At 53.6% G+C, this 20,163-nt stretch carries 18 protein-coding genes; 7 read left to right on the top strand and 11 right to left on the bottom strand.

The window, feature by feature from the left end; translation table 11 throughout:
* Positions 1-46: 46 nt before the first annotated feature.
* Positions 47-559, bottom strand: coding sequence for a hypothetical protein (locus F3I20_RS06720; protein WP_150011599.1), 513 nt, complete (start codon positions 557-559; stop codon positions 47-49).
* 212 nt (positions 560-771) lie between these two features.
* Here F3I20_RS06720 and F3I20_RS06725 point away from each other — a divergent pair, with 212 nt between their 5' ends.
* Both F3I20_RS06725 and F3I20_RS06730 read left to right on the top strand, forming a co-directional pair.
* A complete protein-coding gene (locus F3I20_RS06725) occupies positions 772-1,083 on the top strand; it encodes an antibiotic biosynthesis monooxygenase family protein (RefSeq protein ID WP_150011597.1) in 312 nt (103 codons plus the stop codon).
* Positions 1,084-1,229: 146 nt separating this feature from the next.
* Complete coding sequence (locus F3I20_RS06730; protein ID WP_150011595.1) at positions 1,230-1,868, top strand: TetR/AcrR family transcriptional regulator; 639 nt, start codon at positions 1,230-1,232, stop codon at positions 1,866-1,868.
* 525 nt (positions 1,869-2,393) lie between these two features.
* On the opposite strand, the gene F3I20_RS06740 is transcribed toward F3I20_RS06730, so the two are convergent.
* Positions 2,394-2,618 carry a hypothetical protein gene (locus tag F3I20_RS06740; RefSeq protein ID WP_150011591.1) on the bottom strand — a complete coding sequence of 75 codons (225 nt, stop codon included), beginning with the start codon at positions 2,616-2,618 and terminating at the stop codon, positions 2,394-2,396.
* An 820-nt stretch (positions 2,619-3,438) separates the two neighbouring features.
* Between F3I20_RS06740 and F3I20_RS06745 the strand changes: the two genes are divergently transcribed.
* Positions 3,439-4,548 (top strand): SDR family oxidoreductase, encoded by a 1,110-nt coding sequence (locus F3I20_RS06745; RefSeq protein ID WP_150011777.1) that lies wholly within the window; start codon positions 3,439-3,441, stop codon positions 4,546-4,548.
* Between the two features lie 73 nt (positions 4,549-4,621).
* Here F3I20_RS06745 and F3I20_RS06750 read toward each other — a convergent pair whose 3' ends face one another.
* Entirely contained in the window at positions 4,622-6,796 is a 2,175-nt protein-coding gene (locus F3I20_RS06750; protein ID WP_150011589.1) for a TonB-dependent siderophore receptor, read from the bottom strand.
* A gap of 285 nt (positions 6,797-7,081) precedes the next feature.
* Here F3I20_RS06750 and F3I20_RS06755 point away from each other — a divergent pair, with 285 nt between their 5' ends.
* Positions 7,082-8,209, top strand: a complete 1,128-nt coding sequence (locus tag F3I20_RS06755; RefSeq protein ID WP_150037417.1) for a tyrosine-type recombinase/integrase — start codon at positions 7,082-7,084, stop codon at positions 8,207-8,209.
* 17 nt (positions 8,210-8,226) lie between these two features.
* Here the strand turns inward: F3I20_RS06755 and pagP are convergent, their stop codons facing one another.
* Positions 8,227-8,799 carry a lipid IV(A) palmitoyltransferase PagP gene (pagP, locus tag F3I20_RS06760; RefSeq protein WP_150037416.1) on the bottom strand — a complete coding sequence of 191 codons (573 nt, stop codon included), beginning with the start codon at positions 8,797-8,799 and terminating at the stop codon, positions 8,227-8,229.
* 442 nt (positions 8,800-9,241) lie between these two features.
* Here pagP and fhuE point away from each other — a divergent pair, with 442 nt between their 5' ends.
* The 3 genes from fhuE to F3I20_RS06780 all read left to right on the top strand — a co-directional run bounded on the left by fhuE (position 9,242) and on the right by F3I20_RS06780 (position 12,530).
* On the top strand, positions 9,242-11,464 hold the full coding sequence (gene fhuE / locus F3I20_RS06770) for a ferric-rhodotorulic acid/ferric-coprogen receptor FhuE (RefSeq protein WP_150037415.1): 2,223 nt from the start codon (positions 9,242-9,244) through the stop codon (positions 11,462-11,464).
* Between the two features lie 347 nt (positions 11,465-11,811).
* Complete coding sequence (locus F3I20_RS06775; RefSeq protein ID WP_150011581.1) at positions 11,812-12,123, top strand: type II toxin-antitoxin system HigB family toxin; 312 nt, start codon at positions 11,812-11,814, stop codon at positions 12,121-12,123.
* Entirely contained in the window at positions 12,120-12,530 is a 411-nt protein-coding gene (locus F3I20_RS06780) for a helix-turn-helix domain-containing protein (protein ID WP_150037414.1), read from the top strand. The genes F3I20_RS06775 and F3I20_RS06780 overlap by 4 nt, the downstream gene beginning before the upstream one ends.
* Positions 12,531-12,645: 115 nt before the next feature.
* On the opposite strand, the gene F3I20_RS06785 is transcribed toward F3I20_RS06780, so the two are convergent.
* From F3I20_RS06785 to F3I20_RS06815, 7 genes are read right to left on the bottom strand one after another with little or no spacing between them, the layout of a single operon-like run.
* On the bottom strand, positions 12,646-13,491 hold the full coding sequence (locus tag F3I20_RS06785) for a VOC family protein (protein WP_150037413.1): 846 nt from the start codon (positions 13,489-13,491) through the stop codon (positions 12,646-12,648).
* A gap of 20 nt (positions 13,492-13,511) precedes the next feature.
* Complete coding sequence (locus F3I20_RS06790) at positions 13,512-14,651, bottom strand: amidohydrolase (protein ID WP_150011575.1); 1,140 nt, start codon at positions 14,649-14,651, stop codon at positions 13,512-13,514.
* A gap of 2 nt (positions 14,652-14,653) precedes the next feature.
* On the bottom strand, positions 14,654-15,754 hold the full coding sequence (locus tag F3I20_RS06795) for an alkylhydroperoxidase domain protein (protein ID WP_150011573.1): 1,101 nt from the start codon (positions 15,752-15,754) through the stop codon (positions 14,654-14,656).
* Entirely contained in the window at positions 15,751-16,758 is a 1,008-nt protein-coding gene (locus tag F3I20_RS06800) for a putative FMN-dependent luciferase-like monooxygenase (protein ID WP_150037412.1), read from the bottom strand. Before F3I20_RS06800 ends, F3I20_RS06795 begins: the two co-directional genes overlap by 4 nt.
* A complete protein-coding gene (locus F3I20_RS06805) occupies positions 16,755-18,374 on the bottom strand; it encodes a dipeptide ABC transporter ATP-binding protein (RefSeq protein ID WP_150037411.1) in 1,620 nt (539 codons plus the stop codon). Before F3I20_RS06805 ends, F3I20_RS06800 begins: the two co-directional genes overlap by 4 nt.
* On the bottom strand, positions 18,371-19,216 hold the full coding sequence (locus F3I20_RS06810; RefSeq protein WP_150037410.1) for an ABC transporter permease: 846 nt from the start codon (positions 19,214-19,216) through the stop codon (positions 18,371-18,373). Before F3I20_RS06810 ends, F3I20_RS06805 begins: the two co-directional genes overlap by 4 nt.
* Positions 19,213-20,154 carry an ABC transporter permease gene (locus F3I20_RS06815; protein WP_150011565.1) on the bottom strand — a complete coding sequence of 314 codons (942 nt, stop codon included), beginning with the start codon at positions 20,152-20,154 and terminating at the stop codon, positions 19,213-19,215. The genes F3I20_RS06810 and F3I20_RS06815 overlap by 4 nt, the downstream gene beginning before the upstream one ends.
* Between the last annotated feature and the right edge of the window lie 9 nt (positions 20,155-20,163).

Genomic DNA, 20,163 nt, shown 5'->3' on the forward strand with positions numbered 1-20,163 from the left:
GCCTGCGGTCGTCTTTTCAGGGCGGGGAATAGGGACGGATTGCGTCTCAATCTTTAAGAACTGAGTTAACAATGGTCATGCCTGCCGCATTGCTACGTTTGGTAACATGAAGCATTCCCCCACCAAAATAATTGCCCGCAGGTTCGCACACTTTAATCCGTCTTTGCAGATCTGGATCGTTAACATCTACGCCAGAACAGTTGTTACGACTGCCAGGCGAAAACTCACTATATGCCGTATAGGTGCTGATGGTACCCGGAAGTAGCCAGACCAGAGTGGTGAGCAGCATGTAACCTAAAAAGAGAACCATCAGAACGGCCCCCGCGAAAAGTTTGATGTTATTCATCATGCCTTTCACTGGCTCCCCTTTACCCCATTTTTTTATGATCAAAAAAACGGACAGTCCCAGAGGGAGAACGGCGCACCATAATGCTTTGAGTACGGGTTGTGCCAGAAAGGTAGTGCGGTCGATTTCATTGCGCCACACAAAAAAAGTAAATATGCAGCCCAAAGCACTGGTGATTATCAGCGCCAGACGAGGTGTCGAACAGGAATTCATCTGTAACTCTCTCCATGAGTCAGTTTTAAGCAGTACGAGTCACGAGATTAATTCTGCGACTGGCACATTGTCTGAACCAGCAGGTAGTGAGGTGGGGCATGGATCAGGCGAAATTATTTTGCGGTTAAAGATTATCATGCTGCTCTTACCATAGACAAAGAACATGGACTTTTTTTATGTTTTAAATCGTTCCACAACATGAGGAGAGCGAAATGATTGTCAGAACATGGCACGGATGCGTACCACTCAGGCATGCAGAGGGCTTTGCGGCTCACCTGCAAAAGACCGGTGTAGAACATTCAGAAGGGACACCAGGCAATCTGGGAGCCCGTGTGCGCAGAGAAACGCAGGGTGAATGGGAGCATTTCTTTCTTGCTACATACTGGGAAGACTTAGAGGCGATTAAAGCTTTTGCTGGCGAAAAGTATCAGATTGCCGTGACATATCCTGATGATGAGCAGTTTGAACTGCTATCCGATCCCTACGTTTTTCAGCACCACGTGCAGAAAGTGACGCCTTTGTAGTTAATTCACCGCTGCCGCCCGGCAGCGGCTTATGTCTGATTCAGCAAATTTTTCAGAAAACGTATTGGCCAGGAATAGGGTGAGAATAAAATCTTTTAATTGTAGATTGGTCGATCTACAATTAATCGTCAACACAGGAGAATCCTATGAAATCATCTGCAGGCAGGCCCAGAGAGTTTGATCCAGACGCATTCCTCAACACAGCACTTGATTGCTTCTGGCAGCATGGCTATCAGGCCACATCTATGGCTGATCTGATGAAAGCTTCAGGACTGGCCAGTGCCAGCATCTATAAGCTTTACCCGGATAAGCGCGCTATCTATCTTGCTGCTTTGCAGCGCTATATGGATGAGGGCACTTCAAGAACAAAAAAGCGAACCGCAGAAATGACGCCAGAAGCCGCATTGCGAGAGATGCTCGACTTTGCTGCTCAATTATCTTCTGCGCCTGCCGGAGAGAGGGGGTGTTTTACAATTGCCGCAGCCAGTGAGCTTTTGCCTGGTGATGAAGAGGTTAAATCTAAAGTTTTTGCAAAATTTGAAAATATAATCGACGAATTAGAGTGCATATTGCTCAGAGGCCAGCAACAAAAGGTCTTTCGCCAGGATGAAGAGGCGAGAGTAATAGCAAAAAGTCTTTTCATGATGATTGAGGGTATGCGGATATATGGAAAGATTCAGCCAGAAATTGAAGATATCAGAAGAAGTAACGATTTTATTATCAGAACATTACTTTTGAATGTTAATAATGGAGCCGGGGATCGCACAGCTAAGGCATCAGCATGATCGCGGCAGGCACTATTGTCCGACGGCGAAAAAGAAGAAAAACAATGATTGTGCTGGAATGTACAAACAGCGTTGTCCTATGTGGTTGGGTCGATAAAGGGCGGTTTTATAAAAGACGTTTCCCTCTCTCTGAACTTAAGATATGTGTCCCTTATTCAAATTTCTGGTCACTGACGTAAAAGTGACATAATGTCTGGTATCCATGATGACAGTTGGTGTTAATTATGCTGGACAGTTTGTATTGCAGGGACATTTCCGGATTAGGGGGGGGGCAGATTAAAAAATCAGTCATGTTTCGTATTTTGACTGCATCAGTCTGGATGAAAGTATTAATACGGCTAGAGAATAAAAATCTTATTAAATGTCGTAATATTCACTAAGCTTCTTACATTGCTCATCGTGATAAACGGGGCTCAATTAAATTGCGGCTAAAATTTAAAATTGGACTATTGCTTAAATTCTGGCGATTGCCGGACAGCACCTTGTCCGGCAATCCGTTATTTAACCTCTGAATCAGCGATTAGCTTAATTGTGCGCCGACTGATTTTTTTCCGCCTCTTTCTGTTTTTTCTTCGCCATATGATGACCGACGGCGCAACCTGCTGCGGCTCCGGCAACGCCATGATGATGAGCAACATGACCTGCCACGCCGCCGACTGCGGCACCTTTCAGACATCCTTCGGCGTTAGCCTGTAAATTCACAGACAAAAACAGACCGGTAGCCATAAAAATAACTGATAATTTTTTCATCTATTATATCCTGATAGTCAGAGTTGCAGGTTGAACTCCGCTGAGCATAGCCAGGCGTTGGACTGTTTCGCTCGTCAGGATACAGGAATCGCGATGTTAGTTACCTGTCGTTACGCTTTTCCCAAAATAAATGGGATGCTGTTTTTTTCAGGAGCACGGCAACCCATGTGTTACCCCAAATGGCGGGTGTGGTGTGCTTTGCAGAGAAGAAGGCTTCATTTTCCTGATGCCTGAAATGTTAGTCCTTCAATGAACTATCTCAAATTCCTGACATGTGTTATCTACTGGCGGATAGAACCAATATGATAATAATCAAACGCCAGCTAAACAACGGTTAAGTATGGTTGGCTAAATCGCCTTCATTTAATCTGTGAATATATTATGACGGGGATGTGGGCTTAATGAATTCTTAATGAAAGTAAGTTATAAATGACTGGCTGTGTTGATTGATAATAAATCAAATAAAAATGAACCAGGATGAGAAAAGTTGTTCATATGTCGCAGGGTGATCAAGCAACGTAAAGCAGCTTATTGCCATACTTTATGAGGAAAAAGTAAACAAAATCTAAATGGACAGATTTGTTGAAATATCTTTAGTGTTGTTGAGCCGGGAGTTAACTTTCAGCCCTATACTGGTCTGGTTAGCTCACTGATGCGTTAGCAACAGGTGATCGCCGGATAGAGCATTAAATCTGATTTTTAGTCTGCTCGCTATACATTATTTATTCATAACAACACATTCATTTATTTGAATGGTTTTCTGTTTGGGAAAACGTTTGTTAATGCTTTCCTTTCTTCAACCAGCGTGAATGGCACTATCATGAAAAATATCCTTATTACCGGTTCAACAGGGTTTTTAGGCGGGGCTGTCGTAGCAAATCTATTGCAGAACAGCGTTCAGGAACGACTGCTGCTGCTGGTCAGAGGCGAGACCGTTGATGAAGGGTTGAAGAGGCTTAAAGCCAACCTGAAGAATTTTGGCTTAAATGAGTCAGTAATCAATACGATAGCACCTGATAATATTATTTTGGGTGATCTGGCATTGACGGATAATTTTATTCATGACGCACGACTTAATGATGTTACCCATGTCATTAACTGCGCCGCCGTCGCCTCATTTGGTAATAATCCCACTATCTGGAAAGTGAACGTTGAGGGTACGTTCCGGTTTGCCGAACGAATGAGCCGTGTTGAAGGGTTGAAGAAATTTATCCACGTTGGAACCGCTATGTCCTGTGCGCCGGAACCTGGCTCACTGGTGACTGAGGGCGGACTCAACTCCAGTCGGGATCAGCATGTCGTTGAATACACATGGAGTAAGGCTTCAATTGAGAAGCTGATGATCGAAAAACTACCGGGTCTGCCATTAGTTATCGCCCGTCCGTCGATTGTGGTGGGTCATTCCGATCAGGGATGCCTGCCTTCAGCCAGCATTTTCTGGGTATTCAGGATGGCACTGGCGTTGGGTAAATTCACCTGCGACCTTGACGATCGTATTGATGTGGTTCCGGTTGATTACTGCGCGGACGCGCTGGTTCTGCTGCTTGACGCAGAAAACGTCATTAATGAAGTCATTCACATTTCTGCCGGAACACACAGCAGTGTTACGTTTGCAGAGATAGATGAGGCGATGGCCAGAGCGTCAGGAAACAAGGCGCTGGGTGTGGATTACCAGAAGGTGTCCTATAAACAGCTGTCAGATAGCAGAAGAACGTTTAAGGATCTGTTCGGACCCTGCAATGAACGCATCATGCTGCGCGCGATGAACCTTTATGGGCACTTCTCAAACCTGAATGTGGTGTTTGATAACTCTAAACTGCTTCAGCCTGGCATGAATAAGCCTTCCAGATTCACCGATTATCTGGATCGCTGTGTGCTGACAACACGTGATTCAACGATTGCCGAATTGATGCAGGTCGATTTTAAGTAGTGGGAAACGAAGTAAGGGAAGAGGGTCGTTTTTCCTGATAAAAAGCGCTTCCGGTTGGAAGCGCTTCGGTTGATTAAAACGTCATGGTCAGACCCGCATAATAAGCACGGCCTGGTTCATTATAGGTCGATGCCCCATCTGCTTCCCGGTAGAGCTGCTTATCCAGCAGGTTATTGATTCCGGCGTTGGCCCGCAGATTTTTAGTAATGTCATAATTGAAATTAACCCCGAATACCGAGTAAGCTCCGACTTCACGATTCGACATTGAGCCATTTTCTGTGCGGGATTCCGCATACTGTCTTGGTTTCTGGCGGCCATACATTGTCCAGTTCAGGTTGGTAGAGAAATCCTGCGTCACCTGCCAGTCCAGCATGGAGTTGATGGTGTATTCCGGAATAATCGACAGAGGATTGCCGGTCTTTTTATCCTTTGACTGGATCATGTAAGTGGCATTAGTCCGCCACTCAAGTTCGTCACTGACCAGCGGTATCGTAACGTTACCTTCCAGACCTTCAACCACCGCTTTGCCGCCGTTGCTCCACTTCAGAATGTTGTTGCCATTAGAGGCGTAACCCAGCACATCGGTCCCGGCGACGATCTTGTTCTTATAATCATTGCGGAACCAGGTAAGACCCGCCACATATCCACTCTGACTGAACTCAATACCCAGCTCTTTATTAACGCTGACTTCAGGATCAAGATTTTGATTACCCAGCAGATAACAGCTGCCGCTCGTCACATTAACAGGGCACCCATTGCCTCGTGTAGCCAGCAAATAGCCCTCGCTGGACTGATAGAGGTTAGGGGCTTTAAATGCACGGGCGATACCGGCTTTCAGAGTAAAACTTTCTCCCAGCGCCTGAGAAATATTCAGCGACGGACTCCAGTTGGCCCCAAAAGTATCGTGATAATCAAAGCGCAGACCCGGGATCACCTCAGTGCTATCGGTCGCGGCGATATTATCTTCGAAATAGAGCGAACTCAGCGCCGCGCTGTTTTTGCTGTTGCGGCTGCCCGCATCACCACTGATACCGTTAATTGAAACGCCTGGCGCACTGGTGCCATTCATGGAGTTTGGATCGTTCAGCTCATCACGGTTCCACTCGGCACCCAGCGTAACGGTCTGTTCACGCAGCAATTCCAGCGGGAAGCTGACTTCGCCTCCCGCCCGGTAACTTTCAAAGCGACTGGTCGAAAACGTATTGCTGTTAATTCGGCCTTCGCCCGAGCCCGCAGTGCCTTCGTTCAGACGGGTATTGTTGGTCTTCTCATAGTTAAAAGTCAGCTTTGACTGTCCCCAGTCCCAGATGCCATTGTGCACGAGGCCCCAGGTCTGACGATAAAGGCGATTAGTTTCCGACCCGTCGAGAGATTCGATAAGCTTATTACCGGCCCCGTTGCTGTACTGGGTATCTCCGGCGTAAATATTGCCCTGACGACTGTAGCCATAGCTGAAATCCAGCACCTGCAATGGCGTAATCTTCCAGGACAACACACTGTTGATGTCTTTGTTGCGAACGCCTTCACGACCGGCCGCGCCGGAGCCGTTATGCGACTGATTGATATCGAAAGCATCACTGTCGGTTTTATTGATGTTGCCATAAAGCCGCATAGTCAGCGCATCACCCGCCAGCGGACCACTCAGGTTAAAGTTTGCGCGTCGGGTTGCCCCTTCTTTATCATCTTCTGGCTGGTTGGTGTAGAGCGACAGCGATCCGCTCCAGTCATTTGTCGGACGTTTGGTAATGATGTTCACCACACCGCCAGCCGCGCCTGAACCGTAACGGGCTGCCGCTGGTCCACGAATAACTTCAATTCGTTCAACCATTTCCGGCGGTACCCAGTTAGAGTCGCCACGGGAATCACGCTCGCCGCGCCAGCTGTAACGCACTGAATTGCGTGAGGTCGTCGGCACGCCGTCGATCAGAATCAACGTATTTTCCGGCCCCATGCCGCGAATATCGATTTGACGATTGTTACCGCGTACACCATTGGCGCTGTTACCGGTGAGATTGACGCCCGGCATTTTACGGATAATGTCGGAGAGGTCGTTGACCGGTGGATTCTTTTCAATGTCCTGTGAGGTAATGACTGAAACGCCGGGCTGCTGTTTTAACTCCTGTTCAGCCGTGACCAGCATCGTTTCATCATCAGCCAGCTTTTCTGTCTCTTCCTGAGTAGCGCCGTTAGCAGAAGTACTCAACAAACCAGCCAGCAGCAGAGCGGCAGGGCGCTTATGGACACGCATGGTTACATTCACTTAGAAAATCTCCCTGAATCGTTAAGGTATGTAAGCAAATGCGTATGATAATGATAATAGTTATCATTGTATATCTCGGTAGGGCACCTTTACATCCCCTGACAGTGGGCTGCTTATTCATCAGCTGCTCGGTCAGATGAGCAAAACAGACCGCAAAAACACTTCTTTGTCATGACCCGAAAATTTTCTCAGAATGGCTCAGAATACGTCATTGTGACTCCAGACTTATTAGGTCTGGAGTCACAGATTGTGAGTGGTTAGAATGGCGGCTCAATGCCGTTTAAAGAGAATGTTGTGATAACAGATTTAATAACCCCTGCAGCGCGTTCACCACATGTTGGTCGTCATGTTCTTATCTGGCTGGAGCAGGTAAAAGCGGCTTCGCTGAGCGAGCTGGATAATTTTGGCGATGAAGGTACGGTAGAGCAGGTGATGAAGGTCTGGGTAAAGCTGTCACTGTTAATCAGCCGGCGGCGTCCTGAGATCGCCATCTCGTCTCTGCTGAAACATGTTTTGCCCAACATCGGATCGCAGCCGCTCAAAACCTTGAACCGTTTGCGCCTTAACCGGCTTTACAACATCCTGATTGCCGACGGTAAAAAGGAGGAGGCGCGTCGGGTTTTCGCGCTGACCAAACAATTCCTCGCCTGGGCCGAGATGCAGGGCTACCTCGATCATTCGCCGATTGCTTCGATGAAAAAACGGGATGTCGCAGGCCGCGCTACGCCACCGCGCAATCGGCAACTGACCGATGCGGAAATCTGGGTTTTCTGGCACGGTCTGGATAACTGGGCATTATCGGAACAGGCGCGCTGGGCGCTGCGTTTATGTCTGGTGAGTGCCCGACGGCCGGATGAGATTGTGCAGGCGCAGAAATCGGAATTCGATCTGCAGTTAGGATTGTGGATGCAGGGCACCCGAAATAAATCACAGCGCGAGCATGTGCTGCCGATTACACCGCTGATGCGGCAGTGCATCGAAGCGTTACTTAATGCCGCCGATCCGGACTCGCCCTGGCTGGTGCCCGCCCCACGCGATCCCCAACAGCCGCTGTCAAAAGGCGCGCTGAATCAGGCACTGCGGCGGATGATCCGCGCACCGCGTGGGCTGGGACTGGAGCCGTTTACCCCGCGCGATCTGCGTCGCACCGCCCGTTCAAAACTTTCTGCCCTCGACACGCCTAATGATGTTGCCCGTAAAATCATGAACCATGCGCTGGAGGGGATTGATCGGGTCTATGACACCCATGACTATCTGAGCCAGATGCGCAGCGCCATGAAGACCTTTTCAGAGGCGATTGAGCAGATTATTGAATGCGAAAGCTATCATCTGCTGCGACATCGCTATGACGGTGAGACCCTCACTCTGAGCAATCTCTCCATCATGGCGATGTCACGCTAACGCTGCTGTTTTGGCGATCAGAAGTGGTAGCGCAGCCAGGCAAAATAGACGTTACCGTTATTGTGCGTACCCGGTATGTAGGTCATCTGGAAATCGAGATCGCCATAGCCGATGGAAGCCAGCGGCAGCAGCGCAGGCACCGGAATATAGTCCCAGTTATGTCGGGCGGTGACGCCGGCTGTGTAACCTGCACCCCAGTGAAAATTCTGGTCAGCCAGCGGACGCCATGTCGCTACCCAGCCATAACCCCCAAAGGGCTCCCATTTATTGAAGGAGTCCTTGAACGCCATTAAATAGATGCCGTTCCAGTTGCCTTTCTCATCGTAGCGGGAGATACCACCGCCCGCGCCCCAGGGTCTTTCATTATATTTATTGATATGTTCCCGATCATACGTGGCACGGTTGTGCCACGTAATCGCGGGCAGATAAAAGTCGATTCCTTCTGGCTGCTGCCATGTTGTGGCAACCTTATCCGTGAAGCTTTCCCACCCTGCGCCGACATTCTGAACCAGCGTGGCGGAGTGAGCTGTAAAAGCGGTGAGAACGGTGGTTGTCATCATCAGCGCTTTAAGAGTTGAAGTTTTGCGCATGTGCGAATACCTGCAAAGTCTGGTGTTAAATAAGGAAATAAAAGCATCAAGGCGGGTATTGTCGCACAAAGAGTGGCAACTTCAGGTCAATGAGCGGCTGAAGCAGGATTTTATAATTAATAAAAGCGAGACGGCATTCCTGCTGCTCTGATCGTTCGCTTATCCATCGGCTATTTTAAGAACCTTTCCTTACTCTCAGGCTTTAAAAACCTGAACGCACAGACGAAATCCTGAAAAAACTCGCATTATTTGTTAACAAAATCTTGCAATGATAATCGCAATGCGTATATTTCTCATTTGCTTTGAAAGTTCATCACACCCGCGCACAGGCGCTTACGGAAAGGGTTTCTGGTTCCTCGAACCCAAAGCAGGGCAGCGATGCCCGCAGGATGCAAGGTCGTGACAGTGGCAACATAAAAACATAAAGATAATTGAGGAATTAATGAACACTTTCGATCTTCATGACCCCAGGGTTACGGGTAAGCCTGCTCTGCAACGCCCATTCCGATTCTCTTTACTGGCCGTCATCGTCGCCTCGTCGCTGGCGCATAACGTCGTCCGCGCTGCAGAAACGTCCACACCGGCCGCCAGCGATAGTCAGACATTGACGGTCAGCGCGTCAGCCGATGATGTCGTGACAACGTCACCGGCAACAGATTACAGCGTTCCGGTTACCCGTGCCGGTACTAAAATGCTGGGCACCGTACGTGATGTGCCGCAGTCCGTCAGCATCGTCAGTACTCAGCGTATGTCCGATCAGCAACTCCAGTCACTGAATGATGTGCTGTCCAACACCACCGGCATTCAGGGTATCAGCGCCGATATGGACCGCACTAACTACTATGCGCGCGGCTTTTTGATCGATAACTACATGGTCGATGGCATTCCTACCGCCTTTGCGGAGCGCTGGAATCTGGGCGATGCACAGACCGATATGGCGCTGTATGAGCGCGTTGAAGTGGTACGTGGGGCGACCGGGCTGCTGACCGGGCCGGGCAATCCGTCTGCTGCCATCAACATGGTGCGCAAGCACGCGGACAGTAAAGAGTTCGGTGGCACCGTTTCCGCCAGTTATGGCAGCTGGAACAAGCAACGCTACGTCGCCGATCTTTCCGCGCCACTCAGTGAGTCCGGCAATGTTCGTGGCCGCATGGTCGCCGGCTGGCAGGACAACAACAGTTTCATTGAGCGCTACGGTGCAAAAAAACAGTTTATCTATGGCGTGGTTGACGCTGATCTGACTGACTCTGCCACGCTTTCGGTGGGTTATGAGTTCAGCCAGGTTAATACAGACTCCACGATGTGGGGCGGCGCACCGCGCTGGTACACCGACGGCACGCAGATTCATACCCGTCGCGGCTACAACACGGCACCAGACTGGGCCTACAACGATAAAGAGAACCGTAAAGTCTTTGTGAACCTGAAGCAGGACTTCGACAATGGCTGGAACCTGACGTTAAACGGCACGCACACCGATATGCGTCTGGACAGTAAGCAGATCTATCTTGATGGCTATTTCGATCGCAACACGGGCGCGGGCGTCTCTTCCTATGCCAACTATCCCGTGGTGGGCGGCACCGGCTATAACACCGGTAAACGCAAAGTAGATGCCGTTGATGCCTTTGCCAGCGGCCCGTATGAACTGCTGGGCCGTCAGCACGAGCTGATGGTGGGCGTCAATTATACTCGCCAGGATAATAAGTACTTCAGCACCTTTGAGAATATTTCCTCTGAGTCGCTGGGCAACTATAACGATTTCAATGGCCAGTACCCGGAATCTGACTGGACGCCACGTCTGCCCGCCAGCGATACACAGCTGGTTCGCCAGAAGTCGACGTACATGGCGACCCGTCTGTCGCTTGCCGATCCGCTGCACCTGATCCTGGGCGCGCGATACACCAACTGGAATCGTGAAACGCCAGGCGGGGAAGCGGAAGAGAATAACATTACCCCATATGGCGGGCTGATTTATGACTTTGCTGAAAACTGGTCTGCTTATGCCAGCTATACCTCGGTATTCCAGCCTCAGGATTATCGCGATGCCAGTGGCGCTTATCTGTCGCCGGTTATCGGGAAAAACTACGAAGCCGGGCTGAAATCTGACTGGATGGACAGTCGCCTGACTGCCTCTGTTTCTGTATTCCGCACCGAACTGGATAACGTCGGAGAAGCCACCACCCAGACCATTCAGGGTTCAGGCGATGTTGCCTACATTGGCCGTAAAGGCGTAGTGAGTCGTGGCGTCGAGTTTGAAGTCAATGGCGCATTGACCGACAACTGGCAGATGACCTTTGGCGGCACGCGCTACATAGCGGAAAACCTGGATGGCAGCACCTTTAATCCGCAGTTACCGCAGACCAGTTTTAATCTGTTCAGCAGCTATCGCCTGCCGATGCTGCAGCAGCTTACGCTGGGCGGCGGCGTGAACTGGCAGACACATATCTGGAACGACGTCGGTGGACCGGAAGGCAACAGCACATGGCGCGCCCGTCAGGGCAGCTATGCACTGGTTGATCTGTTTGCCCGCTATCAGGTGAACAAAAATCTGTCGTTGCAGGGCAACCTCAATAACCTGTTCGACAAAGAGTATGACACCAACGTGGCCAGCTCCGTTGTCTACGGTCAGCCACGCAACTTCGCGGTAACCGCAAGCTACACTTTCTGATTTATCTGCGCGGGTAAGCCTGTGAAAAACGCCTCGGTTGAGGCGTTTTTTTATCCAGCCATCTAACTCTCGCCGCTGTTGGCATAATTTTTTCAGAAAAAGATTTCAGAGCACAGGCAGCACTATCGTCCGACAGCAAAGTGCAATGTTGCCTGTGCATTTTGATGATTTGTATCAGCAACCCTTTATCAATTCTCATATTCGTGAAGCCTCTGCCAGCATTTTTACATCAGCTTAAGGCGTATTAAGGACTCGGGAACAAGCGGGTTTCTGCGTTTCCAGCTTGTCAACGCTCAGCCGTTTTGAGAAGATGGTTTCCATAATGGAAACAGTCAGGAGCCAATGGAATGCATGTTATTTCACGCGTGCCGTTTGACGAGGCGGCCAGAAAATATCCCAATGCAGCGGCAGCACTGGATCTGCTTTACCGCCACCTCAGACAGGGCGATTTCAGTGGTCCTGACGATCTCAGGGCGCTTTATGCAAGCCTTGATCGTATGAAGTATCGCGCTAAATGGTGGGTCATTGACGTCAGTGGCAACCATTTGCGCGTGATATTTTTCGCGGATTTTGAGCGCAGCAAAATCTTCATCAAACATATCTGCACTCACGCTGAGTACGACAAGCTTGTTAAGAAATATCGGGAGGTAACCGAATGAATACTGAAGCTATCAGGCTGTCAAATCAGCTGGCAGAAGCGGTGCCGCTGCTGGCCGGCAGCAACCAGCGACATGATTATGAAGGAGCACTGGAACTGGTCGAATACCTTATTGAACATGAGCCGAATAATCCGCTGGTAGATTTGCTTTGTGCCCGCATTGCTCATTATGAAGATAATGATCCTGCGATGGCCGACTTTAATAGCCGCCAGCGTGAAATCAGCACCGGGCCTGGCGTTCTGAGGGTACTGATCGAGCAGCACAACCTCAGCCTGAGTGACTTCGAAAATGAAATTGGCAAAAAGTCGCTGGTCAGCCGAATCCTCAGCGGCGAACGTCAGTTGACCGTGTCACACATACGGGCATTGTGCGCGCGGTTTGGCCTGTCACCATCGTTGTTTTTTTGATTTAAGACGACTTTCAAAGGCCGATCGAACTTTAAACGTCATTATGACGTAACACTACAATTGATAAAAAAACGCCTCAGCCGAGGCGTTTTTTATCACATCTCAGGCCCGCACTTCACGTAAAACGCAGGGCCAGATTAAACCCTTCACCTGACTCCACGACAATCGCCTCAGTGTGCTCCTGAAAAGCAATCTCACCTGCCTGCAGTGCGTTTCTGACCTGCGCGAGATTCCCGGTCTCGAAACCCAGCGCAACCATCCGGGCGCTGCCATCATAGTCTTCTGGTAGCGGACCAAAGCGACGTTGCGCATACTCTGCTGACGCAAACCGAACTGTGGCGGCACCGGCGCGCAGCACAAAAGCGCCTTCAGGGCAGGCAAGCACTTTTGCGGCACCAAAGAGACGACTATAAACCTGAGCCGAATGCGCCGGATCCTGCGCCACAATGATAAATTCACTGATGTTCCGCACGCCATTAGGATGACGTTGCCATGCAGGCTGCCATACCGCGTCAGGCGTCAGATGCTGGCAAAAAAAGCTGCGGCCATTGGGTATCAGCGAAGGGCGCAGCCTGACGGTTCGAAAATGCGCTTCAGTTACCGTACCGTCGGGCAGATCGACAGGACGATGAAAAGAGGCGGGCGGATCGCCATCCAGATCCTGACGTTCCAGATGCTGAAACTCACTGTCGGCGTCACTGCTTTTCCACACCAGGCCACTCAATCCCAGTGGCGATTGCCAGAGATCGGCGCGCTGGTTGCCTTTGCCGGGTTCATAACCAAGCAGCTCAAGATAATTTTCGCCAAAAATGGCCAGATGATTACTCGAACCCAGCGAATGATGACCGCGCTCTGTGAGCTGAAAGCCAAGCCGCCGGAAGCGCGCGCTGGCGCTGTCGAGCTGGTCGGCCACGTTAATCACCGCGTGATCCAGAATCGGTTGAGGAACCGGAACAGACATAGCTGCACTCCTTTTTTTGGTCATCGCGCCGCCACAATCTGCAACGCACGTGGTACCAGCTGCGTGAAGTATTCCACCGCCGGGCCGATCAGCGCTTCATCCGGATCGAAGGCGGCGTGATGCAGGCCAAATTCGCTGGCGCTGCCAATGCTGACAAATGCGCCCGGCACCTGTTGCAGATAGAAGGCAAAATCTTCTCCGCCCATCTGCGGCGACTCAGCATGCTCTGCGAGATAGCCGCTCTGGTGTGCGACTTCCAGCGCCACATCCACCCAGCCTGGCGTGTTAATCAGGGCAGGTGGCCCCGCGAACCACTCCAGCTCAGCAGTCGCGCCAAATCCGGCAGCGATGCCCTGAATCAGCGAGCGTATGCGGTGTGGGATCTGCGTCCGAATCTCAGCATTGTGGGTGCGTACGGTGCCCTCAAGCTCAACGCTTTGCGGCAGCACGTTCCAGGTATTCCCGGCAGTAAAGCGCGTCACGCTCAGCACCACCGTCTCCAGCGAGCTGAATACCCGGCTCGGCAGGGTTTGTAAAGCGGTCACAATATGGCTGGCAATCACAATCGAATCGATGCCCTCCTGGGGTCGTGCCGCATGCGCGCCTTTACCTTCAACGCGGATCACAAAGCGATCAACGTTGGCATAAAACGCGCCCGCCCGACTACGCAGTGTACCGAGCGGCAGGTCGGGCGCATTGTGCAGGCCAAATATTGCCTCTACGCCTTCCAGCGCACCGGCATCCATCAGCTGACGTGCGCCATTAAACGTCTCTTCAGCGGGCTGAAACAGAATCCGCACCCGGCCTGGCAACGTGGCTTCCTGCTGTTTAAGCTGCAGGGCGACGCCCAGCATTACCGCGCTGTGAACGTCGTGACCGCAGGCGTGCATGACGCCCGGCGTCTGCGATCGCCACGGGCGATCGGTGATTTCATCAATCGGCAACGCATCGATATCCGCGCGCAGGGCAATCAGTGATTCACCATGACCGATTTCTGCCACCACGCCGGTTTTCAGTCCCAGCGGCAACAGCCGGATACCCGCCTTTTCAAGCCAGCGGGTAATACGTTCAGTTGTGGCAAATTCATGGTTTGAAAGTTCCGGATGCTGATGCAGCTCGCGACGCCACTGCACCAGTTGTTCAGTTAAAGGCAATGTCATGTTTATCCCTGTTGTTCCGGCAGAAAAGGCTCGCCCAGCGTCAGCATCAGGCGATTGGCCCAGGCAAAGAAGGCGGTGGACTGAATCAGGTCGAGCAGGGCGAGTGTATCCAGACCCTGCTCGCGCAGTGCAGCGATCTGCGACTGGCCAGGTTGCGATGGGGTCAGCGACAGCGCCGCCGAAAAGGCGATGATCGCCTGCCAGCGGGCAGTGTGTCCGTGGGATAACACTGCGCCGGGCGCGACATTCAGCAGTTTCTGTATTGCGTCATCTTGCTTTGAAAGCTGGCTGGCTTTACGCGCATGAACCGAGGCGCAATAAATACAGCCGTTGACCTTACTGACCACGGTGGCGGCCAGCTCACGCTCGGCGCGCGGCAGCCCGCCAGCGGTGTAGAAAATGCCTTTGTCGGTCAGGGTACGCTGCTCCAGCAGCGGCAGGTTACGCCCCAGCAGACGGAAATAGTCGGAGTCGGTGTGACCGAATTTTGCCAGTGTCGCCTGCTCCTCCTCACTGAATTCAGCCAGCGGTCTGGCGGGCAGCCACGGCTCCCAGCCGAGTTCCTGCTGTGTAAACGCGGTCAGCGCCGTTTTGCCGCTGGCGGTTTTTAATGCCTCGTGCCAGTGACCGGCGACGACCGGGGCAGCTTCACCCGCTGCTTCATGGCCCTGCAGGCTGCGCAGGCCTGTGATTAACCGGCTCTGAAAACTGACGAACGCCACCAGCTGTGCCAGCGTGACAATGCCGCGCGGGGTCCATCCCGCCTGCTTCAGCGTCTCCAGATGGGCAGGTGTCGCGGCAACCGGCTCAAAGGTGAGGCGATGCGCGAAGTCCAGCGCGGCGCTGATCCGATCACTATCGGGCACGGGCTGCTGCGGCTGATAGTGCGTCTGCAGCTCCGACCGGGCATGCCAGCCTGCGACTTTTGCGGCCAGAAGACGCCGCTCGGCTAACGGAAAATCGTCATCGCCCTGGTCAAATAACACGTTGTAGCTGCCCTGGGCATGGCGCGTCGCGGCGTGACGCGTCTGCCGCGCGTGGGCCAGTCCGGAATCGGGATCGATATCCGCCAGTGCGGCAATCAAATCGTCAGGTTGACTCATGAAATTCTCCTGTCTGGTTCGCCAGCAGCACGAAGTGCGGGCGCAATATGTCCGGCAATCAGCTCAATCGAGCGCAGCGTGTCGGCATGCGAAGGCTCTGCTGAATGCACCTGGAATGAGATGTCGGTGACGCGAGGCAGCACGCTGTCCTGCGCCAGCGAGCGCGCGACCTGATCGATGCCGCCAACATGGGCATCAAACTGTGCCAGCAGGTCATCAAAGCTCTCCCCGCGGATTTCGCCACGGTGCTGAGCAGCCTGCTTGCGAATGCCAGGTTCAGCGATCTGACGTGCGTAGTGGTCTGAATCCGCGACAAATGCAGTGCGGGAGGCAAGAATACGCGGCTCAGTTCCCGCCGGAAGTGCCGCGAGATAGGCATCAATCAGCGGATTCTGCAGCGCATCGAGCGTAAGTTCTGCCTGGCCTGCTGGCCGTGGCTGGGTGCGCGACAGCATCAGACCGTGTCCGCCCTGGCCGGCACGGATTGCACCCTCAACCGAAAAGGTGGCAATCCACACCCGTCCGGCGAGCTGCGGCGCGGCGGGCCAGAGATGATTGTCCGGATGTCCCAGCGAATCACCGCGCCAGGCACTGAGCAGCGTATGCAGATTGTCTGCAAATGCCGCGCCGCGTTCGGCAAACGTCAAGCCAAAGGGTAAAAACGAGTCCGGCGTGCCGCCCGAACCCAGCCCGATCTCCAGCCGTCCGTCCGACAGCAAATCCAGTACTGCAGCATCTTCTGCGACCCGTAATGCATTTTCCATCGGCAGCGTGATGATGGCAGTGCCGAGCCGGATGGTACGGGTATGGGCGGCGGCGTGCGCCAGAAAAACCAGCGGCGAAGGCAGTCCGCCCTCATCCTTATGAAAGTGATGTTGAGCAATCCATGCCGCATCAAAGCCACAGCGCTCGGCATGCTGAATCTGCTCAATGGCCAGCTGATAACGCTGTTTAGCCGGGACGTTATCCAGCAGTCGGGTAAAAAATCCGAGACGTTGGCTCATGCTGACTCCTTATGCGTTAACGGCACGAGTGGCGGAATCGCACCAATCAGTTCGCGCGTGTAGGGATGCTGAGGTGCGCTGAATATAGTGACAACGTCACCTTGTTCCACCGCTTCGCCCACTTTTAAAACGGTTACGCTGTCGGCAATCTGTCGTACCGTCGCCAGATCGTGCGTGATAAAGAGATAGGTCAGCCCCAGTTCGGCCTGAAGCTGCTGCAACAGGTCAAGGATTTGTGCCTGCACCGTGACATCCAGCGCCGACGTCGCCTCGTCCAGCACCAGGATTTCAGGCTCGCAGATTAGCGCCCGCGCCAGGGCTACACGCTGCCGCTGTCCGCCCGAAAGTTCATGTGGCTGACGTGATAACAGGGAAAGTGGCAGTGCCACCCGCGAGGTGATCGCTTCCACCCGTTCACGGCGCTGGCTGCGGTCCAACTTGTCAAAATTACGCAGGGGTTCTTCGATAATGGAATAGAGCGTCTGGCGCGGATCGAGCGAGGCAAACGGGTTCTGATAGACGAACTGGATCTTGCGGCGCAGCTGTCGCAATGCCTCGCCGCGCAATCCATTGACCACAATGCCGTCCAGCGTCACTGCGCCACTATCGACGGTTTCAAAGCCCAGAACGATACGTGCCAGCGTCGTTTTGCCGGATCCCGATTCGCCGACCAGCGCATGCGTGGTGCCGCGTGCCACCTGAAAACTGACATTGTTCAGCGCCTGTAATCGCTGCTGTTTACCCAGCGAAAAGCTTTTCATCACGCCGGTTGCCCGAATTGCCGGGGCAGAAAAACGGGCGGCCGCAGGTTTAACGCGGGCGGGGCGCTCCGGCGCAGCATCATTCAGTAACTGACGGGTGTAGGGATGTGATGGCGCGCTGATGACCTGGGCGGTGCGGCCCGACTCCTGGATTTCACCATGGCGAAAAACAATGATGCGATCTGCACGCTGCGCCGCCAGCGCCAGGTCGTGGGTAACGAACAGCACGGCGGTACTGGATTCCTGCCGCAGGTCATCCAGCAGATCGAGAATACGCTTCTGCACCGTGACATCCAGCGCGCTGGTCGGCTCATCCGCAATAATGATCTCCGGTTGCAGGGCGAGGGCGATGGCGATCAAAACACGCTGCTTCATGCCGCCTGACAACTGATGCGGAAACTGCCTGACCCGCTGTTCCGGGTGGCTGAGACCGACGCGGGTCAGCAGATCAATGACCCGCTGCCTGCGCTGTGCTGCCGGTAATCGCAGATGCAGGTGCAGAATCTCCTCCACCTGTTCGCCGACGGTTTTAACCGGATTCAGTGAATTGCCGGGATCCTGCGGTACAAGGCTGATGCGCGCACCGCGCAGCGAGTCAAAACGCTTCTGCGACCACTGGCTGATATCGACGCCGTTGAGTCGGATTTCACCCGCTTCGCGGCGGCCGTTTACCGCCATCAGGCCCATAATGGCCTGTGCCGTGGTGGTTTTACCTGAACCGGATTCCCCGACCAGTGCCACCATCTCACCAGCGTGCAGTTCGAAGCTGACATTATGCACCACCGGCTGCCACTGGTTGCCGCGGCGATAGCTTAGCGTCAGGTTGTTGACTGCGAGTAACGGCTGAGCGCTCATCGGCGTCCTCCTGAAAGTTGCTGACTGATGCGGTTCGCCGCGAGCACGACAGCCACGACCACCACACCAGGAAATGTGGTCAGCCACCAGGCGGTAGCCAGATAATTACGCCCTTCAGCGATGAGCAGACCCCATTCCGGGACCGGCGGCGGCGTGCCGTAGCCGAGAAAGCTCAGTGTCGACAGCGCCAGAATCGCCTGACCAAACTGCAGGGCTGCATAGGCGATCACCGGCGTCAGCGCATTGGGCAGAATGTGACGCCACAGCACGCTAAAAAACCGGCCGCCGCTGCCGTAAGCGGCTTCGATATACTCGCTATGGCGAATACGCACCACTTCGGCCCGCGCCAGCCGGGCGAAGCTGGCAATGGAGGCGATGCCCACTGCGAGCGCGGCATTCAGGGTGCCGAAGCCGAGTAGAATCAGCACGCTCAGTGAGAGCAGCAGGGACGGGATCGCCAGTAATACATCCACGGCGCGCATCACGATCGATTCAGTTTTGCCGCCCGTGGCGCCCGCCATCACGCCCAGCGCGGTTCCGGCCAGCAGGCCGATGGCCACTGACATGACGGCGGCAGAGAGGGAATGTGACGCGCCGTAAACGATGCGGGCAAAGAGATCGCGGCCCAGTTGATCGGTGCCGAGCCAGTGTCCGGCCTGCGGTGCCAGCCGCTGTGCGCCCGCGATGCCTTCCAGCGGGTTGGCCTGGGTAAAAAGGGCCGGGAAAAGGGCCGCCAGCACGGCCAGCAGCATCACGAACAGGGCGAGCCACAAGCCCGGCGCGAAGCGATAACGCTCAGACGGGACGGATTGACGGGCGGCCGCGTAATCTACCAGACTCATGTTGCACCTCTTAAGAGCTGTAAGCGCGGATCAAACAGCGGCATCAGCAGATCGACCAGCAGGTTGATCACCACAAAACCCAGCGCGGAGATCATGACCACCGCCTGTAAAACTGCGACATCCTGATTGTTCACCGCCTGCTGCGTCAGCTGACCCAAGCCACCCAAGCCAAACACCGTTTCGGTAATCAGCGCACCGGCAATCAGTTCCCCAAGCAGCAGACCCGCCACGGTAAGCACCGGCAGCATCGCGTTACGCAGGATGTGCCGCCACAGGACATAGTGCTCGCTCGCGCCTTTGGCCCGCGCCACCGCCACGAAAGGCCGGGTGGAAACCTCATCAATGCTGCGCAGCAGAATCTGTGCCAGCGGCGCTGAGATCGGAACCGCGACGGTGATGATGGGCAGAACCAGTCCCTGCCACGGCGAGGGATTAATGACCGGAATCCAGCGCAGTTGAAATGAGAAGAGCTGAATCAGGGCAATGCCGAGCCAGAAGGTCGGCACGGAGATAAACAGCGCGGGCAGGGACTGCAGCAGATTACGCAGGAAGCGCAGGGCGGGCAGCCTTGAGAGAGTCGCCAGCACGAAAGCCAGCAGCGTTGCCAGCAGAAATCCGCATAGCGCCAGTCGCAGCGTGCCGGGCAGGTTGCTGGTCAGCAGTTCACTGACCGGCACGCCCGCCTGCACCGAATAGCCGAAGTCGCCATGCAGCATCGCCGCCAGCGTATGCAAATATTGCTGCCACAGCGGGCTGTCTGCGCCATAGGCCTGGCGCATTTCAGCAATCTGCCGGGGACTCAGGCCAAGATCCGGATTCTGAAATTTGATCAGCACCGCATCACCCGGCAGCACCTGCAACAGCACAAAAGACAGGGTAAACGCAGCCCACAGTACCAGCAGTCCCAGACCGGCGCGTTGCAGCAGATAGTGGCGCATCCTCACCTC

The sequence above is a fragment of the Candidatus Pantoea gossypiicola genome, from assembly GCF_008632075.1.
In the GTDB taxonomy this organism is placed as follows: domain Bacteria; phylum Pseudomonadota; class Gammaproteobacteria; order Enterobacterales; family Enterobacteriaceae; genus Pantoea; species Pantoea gossypiicola.